The organism is Pedobacter sp. Bi126 (assembly GCF_918698245.1).
GTDB lineage: Bacteria > Bacteroidota > Bacteroidia > Sphingobacteriales > Sphingobacteriaceae > Pedobacter.
In genome coordinates this window covers 665,862-683,723 of the sequence record NZ_CAKKMS010000002.1, presented here as the reverse complement: position 1 = coordinate 683,723, position 17,862 = coordinate 665,862, and the positions used below count along the sequence as shown (strand labels likewise).

Below are 17,862 nucleotides of genomic sequence, written 5' to 3'. Positions count from 1 at the left end.
ACAATATGAAGGAAGAAATGTCTAACCACAGATTCAATTCTTTATCAAGGTTGCACAAGGCGCTGGACATGCCGGCGCCTATGCACCCATTGGTAAGTTTAATAAATAATGCCGAAGGCGCCATTCCCCTGGAAAAGCTTCCCAGTCCGCACATCTTAAGTTTTTACAAGATCTCTTACAAGATGAACTTCCAGGGAAAGTTCAGATATGGACAGCATTACTACGATTTTGACGAAGGGGGAATGTTTTTTGTTTCACCGAATCAAATCACAGGAGGCCACGCGCCATTAAGCGATCAATCTGGTTATACTTTACTTTTCCACCCCGATTTTTTACAGGGTTACGAACTCGCCAAAAAAATTAAGACGTATGGATTTTTTTCCTATTCGATCAATGAAGCGTTGCACCTATCAGAGAAAGAAAAAACCACGATTATCGCCGTGTTCGAAAGTATCGAAGAAGAGTTAAAAGGCAGAATTGATAATTTCAGCCAGGATGTTGTGATTTCTCAGATCGAATTGCTGCTGAATTATGCGAATCGGTTCTATAGCCGGCAATTTATCACCCGGAAGGCGGTAAGCAACGATTTGCTTCAAAGAGTAGAAGACACTTTACTCGCCTACTTCCAGTCGCCACAGGCACAAAAGCAAGGACTTCCAACTGTTCAATTTCTTTCTGCGCAATTAAACGTCAGTGCCAGTTATTTAAGTGATATGCTGCGATCACTTACCGGGCAAAATGCACAACAGCACATTCATAATCACCTGATCGAAAAAGCAAAGGAACAATTATCGACAAGTCAGGCTTCGATCAGCGAGATCGCCTATGAATTGGGATTTGAACATCCCCCATCCTTTAGTAAACTATTTAAGCTCAAAACCAGTATGTCGCCCTTGGATTTCAGACGTTCTTTCAATTAAGCATATTCGGATAAAGTGTACCGTTATCCTTAAGGCTGATAAGGACTCATCGTATTTATTCTATTAATCTCATACTCGATTGGATGGAAAAGGTTAATTGATAATGACTACTTTAACGAGTATTTTAGCCATGCATCTCAGCTTTGAATCCCGCAAGCAACGCTGAATCTTGTATCAAATGTTTCGGGTTTGTGCTAAAGGGTTCACAGAAAGAGGTTGTATCCTAAAGGCGATTTCAGCCCAGATGCTGTGATGTTGAACTTCCCGATGAATCGGGACAGGTCGTCGAAACACCTTAAAGTGTATTTAACCAAGTCCTTCGACAAGCTATCATTGACCTTATTTTGCAAATCAATATTAATCAACATTTAATTGCTTTAGCATTTCCATCCAGCTAGGCCATGGCACGGTATCCCCGTTCTACTTAAATCCGGCCTAACAAATTTTTCGGGCTGCACTGCCCAAGCCTACCTGCTAGCTTCGAAAGAAAAATTTTCAGCCGGCATTTTTTGCTTCTTTTTGATGCCAAAAAGAAAGAGCCCTTCGGCGGCGGTGAGCCGAGGCAAGACTGCGCCGTAGGATAAGAGAAAACAATTGTAAGTCACTCATGTTGATTTTAAACAATTAATTAACGTTCAGGGTGACATCTTTTATAATTTATCCCTTATTTTTTTGTATCTATGCCCAGGCTTTTCTTAAAAAACGTAGCCAGTTGCCATGCATCATGTCCTCCACATCAGCATCGGTATAGCCCCTTTTCTTAAATAAAGCCGGTATTTTTTGTAAGTCTGCAATGGTTTCCAGGTCGTAAGGACATTGCTCTTTTCCAAAAGCACCATCTAAATCAGAACCGATTCCGACATGTTTGGTATTTCCGGCCAGCTGGCAAATATGGTCTATATGGTCGATCATCACCTCCAGGTTACAGTTCATTGCTTCAGGTTTGGAGATCCCCCGCTGCCAACCCGGAACCATCATCCAGGCATCCAGCGCGCCACCAATTACGGCGTCTCTTTTGATCAGTTCTTTTATCTGCTCATCACTGTACTGGCGGTTATGGTTCACCAGGCTCCGGCAGTTGTTATGCGAAGCCCAGACAGGGCCACCGAAGCGGCTCAATGCATCCCAAAAACTGTCATCGCAAAGGTGTGTGGCATCGAGAATCACATTTAACCGTTCCATTTCTTTCAATAATTCGCGACCAATCGCAGTCATTTTGCCTGTTGCATTGGTACCCTGCGCATAACGTCCGGGTCCGTAATGCGCCGGACCAACGGCCCTCAGGCCATTTTGCCAGGCTTTTTCTAAATGGCCAACCGTTATAAGAGAATCAGCCCCTTCTAAACTCAAAATATAACCCACAGGCTTTTTATCGTTAACACGTCCATCACTCCATAATTCGAGGTGTTGCTCGAGGCTTTCCAGATTGTTCACCTGGAACATTTCACCGGCATTTTCCATCGCTTTATACCAAGCCAGCTGCCCCTGCGTTTGCGCCCAGGCTTGTTCAGGCGAATGCCAGCCCGGTAAGTGATTATCAGGCGCAACATAACGGGCTATCTGCGTAGCCACAACCAAACCAATATTACCCTTACGCAATTCGGGGAGTGAAACTGTTCCGTTACTGCGATCGGGCTTATCTGTTAAGCCAACCTCCCTTTTATTGATATCGGCGATATTTTTGGTGAGATCGCGATTCCACTCCAGGGCATTCATACTTAAATCTAAATGGGCATCTATGATAAACATGGTTATGATTAAATGGTGATTTTTCTTTTCCTGGAGATGATATCCCAGTATTTTAGTGATTGATTATCTCCCACACAAAGCGCTTTTTCATACAGGGCAACTGTGGGGCAAATGTGATAAGGCAAGCCGTAAAGCATGTCGCCCACCTTATAGTTTCCGGGATTTTCTGCTTTTAAAACCAAATGTTCTTCGCTCTGACTTTGAACGTCGAACTGCGGCGCATTCAGGAAGAATACCCGGTTTTTCAAGTCCTTTTCGGCAGCAACGGCTTTATGCCCCAAATCGGTACAGATTAAATCTTCTGTAGGTTTAGATACGATGCGGCTGATCACGAGTGCAGCCGTATTAAATTGCTGTTCGGCAAAAGCATCCTGATAACCTTTGTCCCATAAAATAAAAGTGCCGGGGCTGCAGTCAAAATCTGTATGTTTGGCATATACCGGAAAAGTTGGTGTTCCACCGGCGATAACTGCTAAATGCTCAATCCCTAAAGTTTCTTTTAAATGATGAAGCTGAGCAATAATAGGTTCTGCTTTTTGGGAGCGAACATCAATGGATGAATCATGAATGTGGCCATCATAAGCATGTAAGCCTTTGATAATAATGTGAGGAAGGTTAAGTAATGCTTTAACTAAACCAAAAGCTAGTTCAGGCAAAATTCCTGTCCTATTCATCCCTACGTTTAAATCGATATATATCTCAATAACTTTATTTTTCGAAACCGCCATATCAGAGATTGCGCTTGCGGTTTCAATATTATCGAGCAAACAGCTGAAACTGGTGCCTGAATATTGATCTATGAGTTTAAAGAAACGGTTAATGTTTTCGCCAACCGGCTGGTAAGCCAATAAAACGTCTTTGGCCTTAGCTAGGCCAAGCATTTCAGCTTCGGCGATGGTGGCGCATTTGAATTTATTGATTCCCGCATCGATTAGCATGTGGGTAATTTCCAAACATTTATGCGTTTTAACATGCGGCCGAAGTCTGCCGACATCCTTAATCATGCCTTTCAGTATGCCAATGTTTTCTCGGATTCTTGTTTCGTAAAAAACAAGCGCAGGTGTTTCCAGCGTCTCCTCATTCGGGATTATGTACCAGTCTTGCTGCATCATTAAAAAAGTTCGAACAATGCTTCAATTTCTACCGGAATATTATCTGGCAAAGAGCCAAAGCCAACGGCGCTTCTTACCCCAATGCCATTTTCCTCGCCCCAAACTTTTGCAAAAAGCTCACTGCAACCGTTAATGATATAAGGATGCTTTTCAAACTCAGGCGTACAATTTACCATGCCTAAAACCTTAATTACCCGTTTAACTTTGTTTAAACTACCGATGTTTGTTTTTATAGTAGAAAGCATGGTTAAGCCCACCTGCAAAGCAGCAGTCTTACCTTCTTCCTGAGATAAATCAGCACCGATCCGTCCAATGATTAATGATTTATCATCCTGAACCGGGCCATGGCCGCTTAGGTAAAGGTATTTTCCATCAACTAAACAAGGTTTGTAAACGCCAAGTGGCGCAGGTGCGGGCGGTAAATTAAGTTTCAGTTGTTCGAAGCGTTCGTCGGGAGTTAAATTTTCCATATGATGTATTTGTTATTTTATGCGATGATTATTTTAAGCAAAAGTACACCCAAAAGGCCTGCAATGCCAACAATAGATTCCATTAATGCCCAGGATTTGAAGGTATCATTCAAAGTTAAACCGAAATATTCTTTAAACATCCAGAATCCGGCGTCGTTAACATGAGAAAACATTAAACTCCCTGCACCAACCGCTAAAACCATCAGGTTGGGATTGGTGTGCGTATGCTCCATTAAAGGAACAATGATGCCCGCCGTGGTTAAACCGGCAACTGTTGCCGAACCCACACAAAACCGGATGATTGCGGCAATCATCCAGGCCAGAAACAATGGTTCAGCTTTAACATGTTGCAAATAAGCTGCGATTTGATTGCTTACACCGCTCTCTGTTAAAACCTGCTTTAAAGCTCCTGAACCCGCAATGATCAAAAGAATTAAGGCGATATCTTTAATGGCATCTCCATAAATATGCATGATCTCCGTAATTTTTTTTCCCTGTGTTATGCCCAATAACCATGTGGCAACAATCAATACAATAAGCATCACAACAGATGGATTTCCGGCAAATAAAATGTAGGGCAGTATCACAGCATCTGGCTTTAAAAGCATGGGAACGAAGGAAGCAACTGCAAGTAACAATACAGGAAGTAAAGCCGTAAAAAAGCTTTTAAATCCACCCGGGAGTTGTTCTTCAGTTAATTCTTTTGGGCTGAAAGAAGCCAATGGATTTGCAGGAATGGCTTTGAGCGTACGGGCGAAGATGGGACCACCTAATATGATTGCAGGAATGGCAACAGCTAAACCATAAAATAGTGTCAAACCCATATCGGCCTGGAATTGAATCACTAATGCCGCTGGAGAAGGATGCGGAGGCAAGAATCCATGTGTTACGGATAAGGCGGCTAACATGGGTAAGCCAATATACAAGGCAGGCAATTTATAACGGTAAACCACGGAGAATATTAAGGGAACCATCAGCACAAAACCTATACCGTAATACAGGGGAATGCCAATTAAAAAGCCGGTTAAAACCATAGCCCATTGAATATATTTTTCACCGAAAATGCTCATGCTTACCTGGGCGATTTTTTGCGCTGCACCACTTTCGGCCACCAGTTTACCAAGCATTGCCCCTGCCGTAATGATAATGGCTAAGGAGCCTAAAACATCGCCCATGCCTTTTTCGATACTCGATGGGATTTTTGAAGGTGGCAAGCCTAAAGCCAGGCCCGCAATAAAAGATACCGCTAAAAAGGCTAAAAAAGCATTAATCTTAAATACAGAAATCAGTACGATTAATAAGGCAATGCAAATAAAAACAATGAGTATAGTCATTTAATTTACGATAATTTCATCAACCATTAACCAGGCTTTTGTGCCTCGGAATAATTCCTGTTCCCACCAACTGACTAAAACCATTCATGACCATAAATTGTAAAGCCATCAGGCAAAACAACTTCGCTGATTTAATCAAGGTAAATAAAGAGGAGTATTTCATCATCAGTGCAATCAAAATAACACTAAGGTAAGTTTAAAATTTTATTTTCGCCTTCGATAAAACATTAGATTTAATTCACTCAGATTTTCTGATCCGATAATAGCTATTGGCATGGAGACAGGCATTCATAATAACATGCTTGCCATCTATATCGCATTAAGCGTAATAGGCAACAGTGCTATAATAATACTACCTGCGGTATATGGACTAATTATGTTTTTACTGCTGCACCATTCGGTTATTTTGCGGGTAGTAAAAGAGAAAACAGCTGGTTAAATATATAAAAACACTAATTCATACCATTCACTTATACCTATTTTTAAAAATAAAATTATAAATCGGGCTTTGCTGCTTTTAATACCTTAGCTTTAGCAACTTGCTACCGGGTATTACTCAATCTTATAAAAAGTAAGCTTATACTTAATTCTATTTAAAATAATGCATTTAAGTATATGAAAAAGGAAGATTCTGCCAAATTGATTATTGCAAATAAAGAAGGTGCTTCTCAGTTTAATGAAAACGAAACACTTGCCGCCGAATTAGTTATCGCCAATAAGGAACTTGATTTTCGGAATGAAGAGAAAGAAAATCGTGCTGCTGAATTGATCATAGCCAACAAAGAACTTATTTTTCAGAATGAAGAGAAAGAAAATCGAGCAGCTGAACTGATTATTGCCAATAAAGAACTTGCCTTTCAAAATGAGGAGAGAGCGCATAGAGCAGCTGAACTGATTATTGCCAACAAAGAACTTATCTTTCAAAATGAGGAGAAAGAAAAAAGAGCCAGTGAGTTAATTATTGCAAACAAAGAGCTTGCCTTTCAAAACGAAGAAAAGGGCAAAAGAGCAGAAGAATTAAATATTGCCAATAAGGAATTGGCATTTCAGAACAGAGAAAAAGAGAAACGGGCAAACGAGTTACTTATTGCTAATAGCGCGCTTAAAGTTGCACAAGATAATATCCGTAAGCTTAATGATGAATTGGAGCAAAAGGTAATTGAACGTACTGCCCAATTAGAAGCGGTTAATAAAGAACTGGAATCTTTCTCCTACTCTGTATCTCATGATTTACGTGCACCAATTAGGGCAATTAATGGTTACACTAAAATAATAGCCGAAGATTATGGTGATAAATTTGATGCCGATGGCATAAAAATTCTCCAATCGGTAATGAACAACTCCAAAAAAATGGGCGAATTGATTGACGACCTGCTTGCTTTTTCAAAACTGGGAAGAAAATCTGTGGCTTTTGCCGATATAGATATGGTTGAGCTAGTTGCTACCGTAAGGGAAGAGCTATTATTTGAAGGTGATGGAAATATTCCTGATTTTAAAATTGCTGCCTTACCGGCTGCCAAAGGAGATAAATCATTAATTAAACAAGTTTGGGTTAACCTTATTTCTAATGCCATTAAATACGCTAGCCATAAAAAAAACACAACAATAACTATAGACTCCTACACAAAAGATAAGCTGAATGTTTATTATGTAAAAGACGAGGGGGCTGGATTTGATATGCAATATTATGATAAGCTTTTTGGTGTTTTTCAGCGGTTACATTCTCAAGAAGAATTTGAAGGTACCGGAATAGGCTTAGCTATTGTTCAAAAGATTATCAACAAACATAATGGTACCGTTTGGGCAGAATCAACACTAAATATAGGCAGTTGTTTTTACTTCAGTTTAAATCATACCACCAATTAAATAAAAATATGGATTACGATTACGATAACGTTGAAATTTTATTTGTAGAAGACAGTATAGATGATGCCGCATTAACCATAAGGGCATTAAATAAAAGTGGTTCTACCAACAAACTTTATCATGTTAAAGATGGTGCAGCTGCATTAGATTTTATTTATTGTAGGGGTGATTTTGAAAACCGCAAACCAAAAGAGTTTCCAAAATTAATACTATTGGATCTTAAAATGCCAAAGATATCAGGAATACAGGTACTGGAAAAGCTTAAATCTGACCCGGAAACAAAGTCAATTCCAATAGTAATGCTCACTTCTTCTAATGAAGGGCCTGATATTGAAAAATGCTTTTCACTAGGTGTAAACAGTTACATTGTTAAGCCTGTGGATAGTGATAATTTTTTTAAGGCCATTAAAGAAATTGGCTTATACTGGATGGTAACAAGTCAATCACCAAATTAACAGTTGCTTAAAATGTTAACTAAGCTTAAAATTCTTATTGTTGAAGATAATCAAAGTGATGCCGATTTACTGAAACGTGAACTAAAGAAAGCGGGATTGGATTTTATTACTGAAATTGTTCAAACACGTGTAAGTTTTGAGCATGCCTTAGTTAATTTTAATCCGGATCTAATTTTATCAGATTATTCACTTCCATCTTTTGATGCAGTAACTGCTTTTAGAATTAAGCAGAACAAAAATATGCACATTCCTTTTATAATTGTTTCTGGCATTATTGGCGAAGAAAATGCGGTAGAACTAATTAAGGATGGTGTTACTGACTACGTTTCTAAAACTAAGTTATTTACAGTATCTACTAAAATTAATAGAGCACTGAGTGATACGGCGATAAGAAATGAAAAAAATATAATTGATGGTAATTTAAAAATTCAGCAACAAGAATTATTAAAGTCTAATGGATTATTAATTCAACAAAAAGCCAAAGTTAAAGCAATTAACCTCGAACTTTCTAAATTAAATCTCGAACTGGAAGAACGGGTAACCAATAGAACCAAAGCCTTGGCCGAAAGTGAATATAGGTTTCGCAACATGATTGAAACCATTCCCCAGATTGCCTGGACTAATACAATAAAGGGAAAAGTTATCTTTTATAATCAGCGTTGGTACGATTATACCGGTTTAAACAATAAACAAACACAATTAGCAGGTTTTAATTTCGTAATCCATCCGGATGATCTTCAAAATAGTATCGTTTCATTTAGCGCAGTACTAAAGACAAAAAAAGGTGGTGAGTTTCAAACCAGAGGCAAAGGTGCTGATGGATTGTACAGGTGGCATTTGGTCCGTTTAATGCCAATTATAGATGAAAGTGGCGAGATGCATTTATGGATTGGTACCGCAACCGACATAGAAGAGCTGCGAATTTTACAACAACAAAAAGATGACTTTATTAACATCGCCAGCCATGAACTAAAAACACCAATTACCTCCTTAAAAGCATCACTACAACTTTTAGATCGTTTAAAAGATAAATCAGCATCACCAATGTTGGCTAAATTAATAGTACAGGCTAATAAAAGCATGGAAAAAGTAAATGTTTTAATAGATGATTTATTAAATGCCAGCATGGCAAATAATGGTCAGCTTCACATTAACCAACAGCAATTTCTATTGGCTGATGTAATTACTGAATCATGTCAAGATATACGTGTACAGGCAGAATATAACCTTATTACCATAGGCGATTTAAGTTTAAAAGTTAGTGCAGACCCCGTTAGAATTGAACAGATCATTGTCAATTTTGTAAATAATGCCATTAAATATGCATCAAACTCAAAGCACATCACAATCTCAATTGAAAAGCAGGGTGTTATGGCTAAGGTTTCGGTTATTGACCAGGGCGCAGGAATTGCAAAAGAAAAAATGCCTTACCTTTTCGATCGTTATTTTAGAGCAGAAGACAGAGAAACTAATTATAACGGTTTAGGGCTTGGGTTATATATCTGTGCAGAGATTATTAAAAAGCACAATGGAAAAATTGGTGTAGACAGTGTAGTGGGTAAAGGAAGTACATTTTGGTTTATGCTGCCCCTTGTATAAAATTACGATATCATGAAAGATAGTAGTCTTAAACAAGCTGGTTTTTAGAGGTATTTCTTCCCTGGAATATTCTAGGAATTTTTCCAACGCTCCGCCCTATTCCTGGGCCGTTAGCTGCTGATGTAATTCGGTTCTGGTCCTTTTTTTTAAGAGTTGACTACAGCAATAGTGGCATTATTGATCGCTGTATAGAGCGCTGAAGACACGGCTTCATATCGCATCTGGATTTGTTTATCTCAAAAACTTTCTTACGAATACATCGAAGTAATCCAGGACTGCCCCCTAAAGTCCATTTCCTACCTGCAACTCCAGCGCTATTATGCCGACTTCCGCAAAGGCAATCATATTGGCCGCGTGATGATGGAAAAATACTTCATGATGAGCGAAGAACGCTCAATATTCCTGCGCTCCAAAACTCCGATGGAGTGTTATGACAGCCTACAGCACAGCCACCCTGAAATTACTCAACAAACGACACAGCGAATCATCGCCTCCTATCTCTCGATAGACCTTGAGGCTCTCAATTGTTTAGTTGTTCAGAAGTTAAAAAGTGATTCCAGTCACATAAAGGACTCCTCATGGCGCCGCTATTAAACATAGAAATGCCCAGATTACACCTCAAATTCAGTGTCAACTCCTGGAACCTAGAGAACGGCTTATTCCCCATTACAGGAGTACAAACCGTCTTGCCAAACCTTACAAAAACCCTGCAAACATACTACTGAAACCTACAAAACCGACAATAGGTAAAATACCCAATACTCAGTATTGATTACCACGACCATTAAGAATAAATTTAATAGACCAAACCAATCATCTTAAATTATCTCCAATTCATGAAACACCTAATCTTATTGGGCACACTGTGCCTTGCCGTATTTTCTGCCGCGGCCCAAAGTGTAGAATACAAACTGATCGATTTCAAAAAAGATACCAGTCAGATCAACACTTTAAAGATCAAAACTGGCTCAAGACTGGGACTTAAGATCAGTAACATCAACAAAAAACTCTATACCATCGACAATATTGTTACCCAAACCAGTTATAATGAAACTGCACCTGCCCTGTTCGAATTATTCAGTAAAGCTAAACTCCCAGGGGCAAGTGCGGAATCAGCCGGGTTTACCCCTGATGACTTTAAACTTTTCACCGCCACTCAGATCGCCGATGCTAAATTGCCGGCATCAGTTACCAAGAAACTTTCCAATCTCAACGATCTTTATTTTAATACCGCAGATACTTTGATTGAAAACGAGAATAGGCTGACCGAATTTGGTAATACCTATAAAGAGGTCAAAAACATCCTCCGTTATCAGATGATATTGAAGGACCTCCAGAATGACTGCGATAGGCCTTTCACAGAAATTCGCAGCAGAGTATTTGAGGAAACGAAAAATGCTTTCACGAACTCGACCATGGCACCTGAGGACAGATTACTACTGGACGCACCTGATTATGTTATTATACCAGGAGTGTTGGAGCGGTATTTCGACAAAATCATCGAGACTAATGTGAGAATCCCATACAAAGAGCTCACTATTGCGTTCGCACTCAGTAAACGCGACCAGCTTGGTAAAAATGTGACAAAGGCCAATGCGCTCATCATTGAACTTATTGGTCTGATTGAAAAGGAAAAAAAAGTTACGGATACTGCAAAAGTCATCTTGAAAACACTTAAAGATCAAAGGGATGATTCCAAACTTTCCCAACTGTATAAGGATAACATGGAAAACTATAACAAAACAGATATTCCCAAGCTCAACAGCGACATGGAGGCTTTCAATGCAACCGCAAGATTCGATGTGATTAATGATTTTAAATATTTCAACGAAGGTAACTGGACCTACATAGTAGACCCTCAGCCTATCGAGGACGACCTAACGGTCATCACCGTAAACATAAAAGCAAAAGAAGCCGTTGCCTGCTCACAGCTTATGAGAAGCTATATCTATAAGGTACGTCCAAAAGGCGGTCTGAAAATCGATTTCAGCACTGGGCTCTTTATCAACTATGGCGGAAATGACTTCAAGGACCAGACATATCGTTATGATCCCATTGAGGGCAATACCACCCAGCAAAAAATCGTGAAAAACGATTCGAAGAATGCGATCTTCCCTTCTGTCGGTGCATTAATGCACATCTACAGACGCACGGCCAGTGATGTCAAACTAGCAGGCGCCTTTGGCCTTTCAACCCGTGACCTGGAGCGGATCAACTACCATGCAGGTGCCTCACTGATCTTTGGAACCAGCAAACGTTTCATCTTAAGTGCAGGTGCAACGTTGACCAAGGCTACACTGATAACAGATAAATATCAAGACGGACAGGTGATCGATAAAGCCGGTGCACCAGAAGCGATTCCAACAGCATCCTTCAGCCGATTCGGTTTCTTTGGGGCCTTCACCTATAACCTAAGCGCAAAATGAAAAAACTAATCGTCTTTATTGGAACAACGGCTCTCGCATCAAGCCTTGTTTCAGACGCAATGGCTCAGCTAGTCTGGTCTGTGCAAAAAAAACAGGAACCGATGGTCTGTTCATTCAATTGCAGCAATACCTATCAGGAGCTTCAAAAAAGATGCAGTCCGGCGCTTGTAGGTAAGATAGCAATTGATCCGTTGATTAGCATCAACCCATTCACGGAATTCGACGGGATTATTGCGACCTTGAAAAAAGATGCTATTAACAGCTTTCCGTTGAGCTATACATTCAGGCAATGTGAGGCCACCTGCAATGCGGCCAGTACCCTCGATCAGACTTCTAGGGAGGTGATCTATTACAATCAGGCATTTTTGGACAAGATCAAAGGATCGGACACAAAGGTCCGCTGGGCAGTGCGCTGCATCATTGCTCATGAGATCGGTCATCATTTCATGGGGCATACCCTTCCATCAGCATTTGGAGCGGATAGCAATATTCGGAGAAAGCGGGAACGGCGGGCTGACTTCTTTACAGGATTCGTCATCAGTCGCTTTCCTGGGGCAACAGAACAGGACGCTATTGAGGGAATTCTCACACTTGACCCCGCAACATACCGGCCGCGGAATGAGGCAGAAGAAAAATTCAACATTTATCCAACCCTGCAGAACCGCATCGCAGCAGTAAAGGAAGGCTTTAAGGCTGCAAAAAATCCTAAAGACCCTTTGACTATAGCTATGTTCAAAAAAATCGATAGTGTTGCCAAAGTACAGATGAAAAGGAACGGTAGGTCCTCTATTTACCATGTGATCGACTTCAAACTGTCCATGGGGCAGTTCGATGAGGCAAAACAGATCGCAAGCGAACAGTTATTGAATCCTGATTTCTCTGACAAGGCTCAGCTATGGGAATACAAATCTATTGCCGATCAGAATCTGGGAAATCTCACTGAAGCTATTCAGAGTCAACGTAAGGCTATAGAGCTCAATAAAAATAGTCTGGTAAATCTTGAACGGCTACAATTGCTATTGGATAATGGTAACGCCATGCAAAAACTGGAATCGGAAAAAATCAAGCAAAAACTGGAATCGGAAAAGTTCAAACAGAAAACGGAGTCTGAAAAAATCAAGCAAAATATAAACCGGTCCCAAATAAAAATAAACTAGTATGTTGCCAGTATTAATATGGCTTTTTTAACCATCTGAAAGCTAAATTCGTTATAAAGTAAATCATTACTACAATACAAAACCAAAAGCCGCACTAGGTGCGGCTTTTGGTTGTTCGATAATTAATCTTCTTTATCCTGAACCTCATTGAAAGCAGTAGATTTCGCCTCGCTTTGTTTTCGATTAATTGTTACATAATAGTCTCTTGGCGTTACCAGATAACTGTTATTCCCATCAAATTGGCTAGGATCGGCATCTTTAAAAAAGTCTTTTATAATACTGATCTTGCCATGGCTTACCAATGCAAGTTCATAATCCTTCCAATGCTTGCAACCTTTTTCAACCTCTTTTCTAGTTATTATAAAGGTATTGATATTTAAAGTTTTAACTTCAAGCATCTTCCATACCGCTTCCTCATTGCGGTACTCAATATCATAATGAATGCTGTCATCCCTATCTAAAACATGCGAATATCCTGAACGCCAGTCAACGTTTTCCTTTCCATATATCTTCACGAGGTGGTTGAAAACTGCTTCCTCCGACCGTTTACCAGCATTCCGTTTGGCATTATCTATACCGGGATCGGCGACCCAAGCTCTCTTTGCTTCAGTTCCACTGTCGCCGAGAAATGTTCCTGCAGAAAAGTCCGAACCATTCAGAATTTCCAAATGGTAGTCTGAAGGATCGGCATCCAGAAGAATATCCTCTGGGCCACTATCTCTATTTGGCGCCCTATTTTGAATCTCTTGTGCCATATCTGCAAAATAAAACAAGCTCTGTAGCTCATCCGAGAGTGAAATGCCTTGGAGGTCATTGTATAAATCTGGGTACAGGTTATCAGGGTCGATATCATGCAAGCCTTCCAGGTTATCAATTGAAAAAACATTAAAAATACACTTTAGCACTTCCGATCGATACGGCAGCTCAAATGAATAGTCATAGGCAGAAACAAGGGGCACTAATTTCTCCCTCAAATACTGGTATTGCTTAAACCAATGTTTATAAAGCATTTTTTCCTCGAGCGTACCTTTCGAAAGCTTTTTCCAGAGCGATTTTTTGACATCCTGTTTTAGGTCCTTTAATAAAACCTCAATTCTATCCAGATGAATCGTCCTAAACCCGTCCCCAATATCCAGGTCCTGAATCAACACTTTCAAATTAAGCTCCAACCGTGTACATAGGGCTTTTAAAAACTCAAATGTCTTCTGCGCGGAAAGGTTGTCCATTAGACCGGGCAAATAACCAAAGCTACCCCCACCGAAAATATCAATCAAAGCCTCATCTGTAATCCCTTCTTCAAGCATGGCCCCTTCCACGTCAATTCCCTTTAAAGAGAATATCCTTTTCCAAAAAAGCTGCTCCAGATCAGATACCCCTAACAGTACCTTTGCATCTGCCCATGTACCGTTGCCCAAATCTTGGGTAATGAGGTGACGGGAGTCCGCAATATCGTTTTTAAAGAGTCTTCTAAAATCATTCTTTTGTTCGGTAACCTTAAATAATATACACAGGCTTTCAGCAAAAGCATCGCAGAACTCGGGACTTTTCTTCAATTGGCCCAAATCTCCTGTAGTGCCGCCCACCTGCAGGTAGAATTGATTGCCAATATTGATCATGTTATTTTCTTGCATCTCCATCCTTTGGCCATCGAAATCGAAGCTGCCTGCAGAAACCAGATTGATCTTAAACTGTTTGATCTGACTGGCCGCTGCCCTTCTCTCGCCCGATGCATTAAGTTTTTCTATCCTGTATGCGAGTACCATATCCCTGATCTGTAGCCAATAAGCCTGAAATTTTTGTTCATGAGGGTGTCTCGAAATACTTCCGGGGATGATTGACAGGGAAATATCTTTGAAATTACTGATCTGGAATAATTTCGCAACCTTGTCTTCCCCTGATCGCTTAGGTAGGTCCAGTATAGCAAAATCCTTAAGAATATGCTTGGGCAATGCCTGGTTATCAGAATAATAAACCTTACCCAAACCATAGCCCTGTTCATCTCCTTTCTTTGCAAAATATGCAATATAGGGCCTTCCTGGTAGCTCACCATGAAAATCATCATACCATTTAAGCGCAAGTTTATAAAGACGCTGCGTATACCTGCCTTCAGGATCATCATTCTTGGAAAGCGATAGCAGTTCAAATACCCGCTCGGCGCTGAGTTGCTCAAAGGTTTCAACAGCGCCGAGTTTTAGCAAGGTACTATCAATATCTGGTTTACTGATACCGTAGGTAGTAAAAAGCTCACTCTTATAGTCGATCATGTTCCTGTTTACGCTGGGGATACCATAATTTTCTATTATGTAGTTTTTGATCTTTCCGGAGTAAAGGAACTGATGATGGATATAGCTTCGAAGTTCACGATAGCGTTCGGCTTTATTGTTTTTAGTGATGAGGACATCACTAGCACTCGATTTAAGTGCCTGTTGTACGCGTTCACACTTGATTGCCCATAGGATAAGCTGTTCTAAGCTCATCTTACGTTGGATATTGTCGAAGTTCATGATTTCGCTGTCAATGATCTGGAGCTTGCTACCCCACACAAATCCAGCATGATTCTTGTCTACATATCGGTAGTAATCGTGATCAGATGAGACTACGGTGTCTCGGGATTCAATAATGCTTAGATCATTCACACCCAGCCACCTGAAAAAGTCCTGCACCAAAATATCGTGCTGCCCAGCTTCCGGCGCGGTCTTAAGCGAGTAAAATGATAAGGGTGCTACATACTGGTAATCCTGCAATGTCTCGCCATAGATATCGGCAATCAATTTCCCTTTCGGATAACTTAGGGAATATAGTAAGGTATTAGATAAATTTACCCCAAGGCTTAAGTTCACAAGTGGCACAGGGCCTCCATACCTTCCACTTTTGGGGGAGGTGCTAAAATTAGACCATAATGCCCGTACCATTTCAAAAACTACAGCCTTTTTTTCTTCATTGGATTTATTTAGTATAAGCGCATTTGCCCGGTTGATTATCCTTTCAGTCACCAGATTGGAATCATACGGCTGCACGTTAACTACTTCCTTGATCTCGATCTGCAGCTCCCTTGATGAGGCCGGCAGTTCTCTTTTTGTAAATAATTCCGTTAACTCCAGATAGAGTTTGGTGTTCATAAAAGCGATTTCCAAAAAGCTGGGCAATTCATACTCTGCACCATCGGCCAATATCGGTGTATAACAGGTATGGCCAACAGGTATGATATTCCCGTCCTTATCTACCAAAAGCGTATATTGCTGCTTATGGTTATTGAACTCGTAACTGCTTAAGAATTTGATCATCAATGCCCGGTTGACAATGTTTAGAGCTGGGCTGACCAGATTGACACGCTGCATAAGCTCGAAATCTGAATACCTTTTGCCATTGAACTGTATGGACGACACACGTTCATCAAATGGCCACAATAGCTCATCAAAGTATTCTGTTTCTAGCCCTTGTATAAATTGGGTAAAATCATTCCCGTAATAACGGATTTGATTTAATAGGCGCATTCCTCCTCCAATTGTTGGGAAGATTTGTGCAGCATCTCTGGCTGATTTAAGCTCCTGATAGAAGGTTTTTACCTGCGGGTTATCCGAGTTTTCATTCAAAGGCGTGAGCAGTCGGTATGCATTCCATTTGTGTTTACCTGCTGCCATGTCCTCAGTGATTGAGATCAATAGTTTTTTAAGTTCATCAAGCAAGAACACATTTTTGTCGCTTTTTACAATTGCGTTCCTAGATGGGTCTAGCTCAAAAGTGGCATGAACCACGCAAGGCAATGGAAAAGACACCAACGTAGGGAAGAAAGAGAATAATGTACCGATATCGTCAGAGAGTTTTTCGTTGACCGCCACTTTGATCGAGTAATATTCATCTTCGTACTGATCTCCTTTATCCTTGCCATCCTCATACATCCCCTCAACCTTGTACACCTCCCATTGCTTGCCGTTTACGGTGATCTGATCTGAACGGTCGTTCTCCAGTTTGTCTTTTTTGAATACCCGGTCGCCCGATTCAAGACCTAAGATACTTAGCTCTTCTATATGGTTCAAAAACAATAGACATTCTTCACCGATCAGTTCCATCTGTTTTATAATGTCTTTTTCAAAGTATTTGCCGTAGGTAATCTTTATCGATGTTGCCCAAGTATGGTCGGTGGCTTTCGAATCCTTGACATCTGGTATGGCCAGTATAGCAAACGGAATTGTGGTATCGCGGTATTTCCAACCGGTACGGAGTTCCTGCCACTGCTTGTCGGTTAATGGCAAGGCTTGGTATGCTTCTTTCGCGATTTCCTGGGAAAAGCTCAAAACACAGCCATTGGTATCGATTTCTACAAGGTCCGACCAGTTGAGTACCGATCGGAAGCCCAGTCCCTTGTTTCCGATATAGCTCTTTTTTGTTTTTTTGCTTGCCCCTGCAAGCATCAGCGACTGAACGCCACCTTTGTTAAAGGGTTCTCCTGAATTTGATATGGTCAGTTCGGTCTTTTCAATATCCAATTTGATCTGAACCTTATTGGCACCAGCATCATCCGCATTCTGGAGCATTTCTAAAATTTGCCTACCGTTATATGCGCTTATCAGGCCTTTTTCATTATCATAATCTGCGGTAATCCTTAAAGGCATTCCGGCATAAGTATTCCTGGAGACCTCGATCAGGTCAAGGATTTCTTGTTTGAAATTTTGAGTCATTAATTTATATTAAGCGATAATTATTTAATTCAGAGTATGCCCTGGTAATATTGATTGGGCGTTACCGTTGATTTCTAATGTAGCTAGATTTGGAA

The 17,862-nt window shown here is 40.4% G+C and carries 12 protein-coding genes; 7 read left to right on the top strand and 5 right to left on the bottom strand.

The window, feature by feature from the left end; translation table 11 throughout:
• Positions 1-5: 5 nt before the first annotated feature.
• Positions 6-920 (top strand): AraC family transcriptional regulator, encoded by a 915-nt coding sequence (locus LQ201_RS07965; RefSeq protein WP_230141023.1) that lies wholly within the window; start codon positions 6-8, stop codon positions 918-920.
• Between the two features lie 678 nt (positions 921-1,598).
• Here the strand turns inward: LQ201_RS07965 and LQ201_RS07960 are convergent.
• The 4 genes from LQ201_RS07960 to LQ201_RS07945 are packed head-to-tail and all read right to left on the bottom strand — an operon-like array spanning position 1,599 to position 5,585.
• Positions 1,599-2,669, bottom strand: coding sequence for a dipeptidase (locus tag LQ201_RS07960; RefSeq protein ID WP_230141021.1), 1,071 nt, complete (start codon positions 2,667-2,669; stop codon positions 1,599-1,601).
• 8 nt (positions 2,670-2,677) lie between these two features.
• Positions 2,678-3,781 carry a D-TA family PLP-dependent enzyme gene (locus LQ201_RS07955; protein WP_230141019.1) on the bottom strand — a complete coding sequence of 368 codons (1,104 nt, stop codon included), beginning with the start codon at positions 3,779-3,781 and terminating at the stop codon, positions 2,678-2,680.
• Positions 3,781-4,251: a RidA family protein gene (locus LQ201_RS07950; RefSeq protein ID WP_230141016.1), complete on the bottom strand. Its 471-nt coding sequence runs from the start codon at positions 4,249-4,251 to the stop codon at positions 3,781-3,783. Before LQ201_RS07950 ends, LQ201_RS07955 begins: the two co-directional genes overlap by 1 nt.
• A 17-nt stretch (positions 4,252-4,268) precedes the next feature.
• Positions 4,269-5,585: a gluconate:H+ symporter gene (locus LQ201_RS07945; RefSeq protein WP_230141014.1), complete on the bottom strand. Its 1,317-nt coding sequence runs from the start codon at positions 5,583-5,585 to the stop codon at positions 4,269-4,271.
• 274 nt (positions 5,586-5,859) lie between these two features.
• Between LQ201_RS07945 and LQ201_RS07940 the strand changes: the two genes are divergently transcribed.
• The 6 genes from LQ201_RS07940 to LQ201_RS07915 all read left to right on the top strand — a co-directional run bounded on the left by LQ201_RS07940 (position 5,860) and on the right by LQ201_RS07915 (position 13,088).
• Positions 5,860-6,024: a hypothetical protein gene (locus LQ201_RS07940; protein WP_230146623.1), complete on the top strand. Its 165-nt coding sequence runs from the start codon at positions 5,860-5,862 to the stop codon at positions 6,022-6,024.
• Between the two features lie 176 nt (positions 6,025-6,200).
• The gene (locus LQ201_RS07935; protein WP_230141011.1) at positions 6,201-7,451 is read left to right on the top strand and encodes an ATP-binding protein; all 1,251 of its coding nucleotides are present in this window, start codon (positions 6,201-6,203) and stop codon (positions 7,449-7,451) included.
• Between the two features lie 8 nt (positions 7,452-7,459).
• Positions 7,460-7,906: a response regulator gene (locus tag LQ201_RS07930; RefSeq protein ID WP_230141009.1), complete on the top strand. Its 447-nt coding sequence runs from the start codon at positions 7,460-7,462 to the stop codon at positions 7,904-7,906.
• Positions 7,907-7,918: 12 nt separating this feature from the next.
• Positions 7,919-9,505 (top strand): ATP-binding protein, encoded by a 1,587-nt coding sequence (locus LQ201_RS07925; RefSeq protein ID WP_230141008.1) that lies wholly within the window; start codon positions 7,919-7,921, stop codon positions 9,503-9,505.
• Positions 9,506-10,341: 836 nt separating this feature from the next.
• Positions 10,342-11,931 carry a hypothetical protein gene (locus LQ201_RS07920; RefSeq protein ID WP_230141000.1) on the top strand — a complete coding sequence of 530 codons (1,590 nt, stop codon included), beginning with the start codon at positions 10,342-10,344 and terminating at the stop codon, positions 11,929-11,931.
• Positions 11,928-13,088, top strand: coding sequence for a hypothetical protein (locus LQ201_RS07915; RefSeq protein WP_230140998.1), 1,161 nt, complete (start codon positions 11,928-11,930; stop codon positions 13,086-13,088). The genes LQ201_RS07920 and LQ201_RS07915 overlap by 4 nt, the downstream gene beginning before the upstream one ends.
• Positions 13,089-13,210: 122 nt before the next feature.
• On the opposite strand, the gene LQ201_RS07910 is transcribed toward LQ201_RS07915, so the two are convergent.
• Positions 13,211-17,767 (bottom strand): DUF3883 domain-containing protein, encoded by a 4,557-nt coding sequence (locus LQ201_RS07910; protein WP_230140996.1) that lies wholly within the window; start codon positions 17,765-17,767, stop codon positions 13,211-13,213.
• Positions 17,768-17,862: the final 95 nt, after the last annotated feature.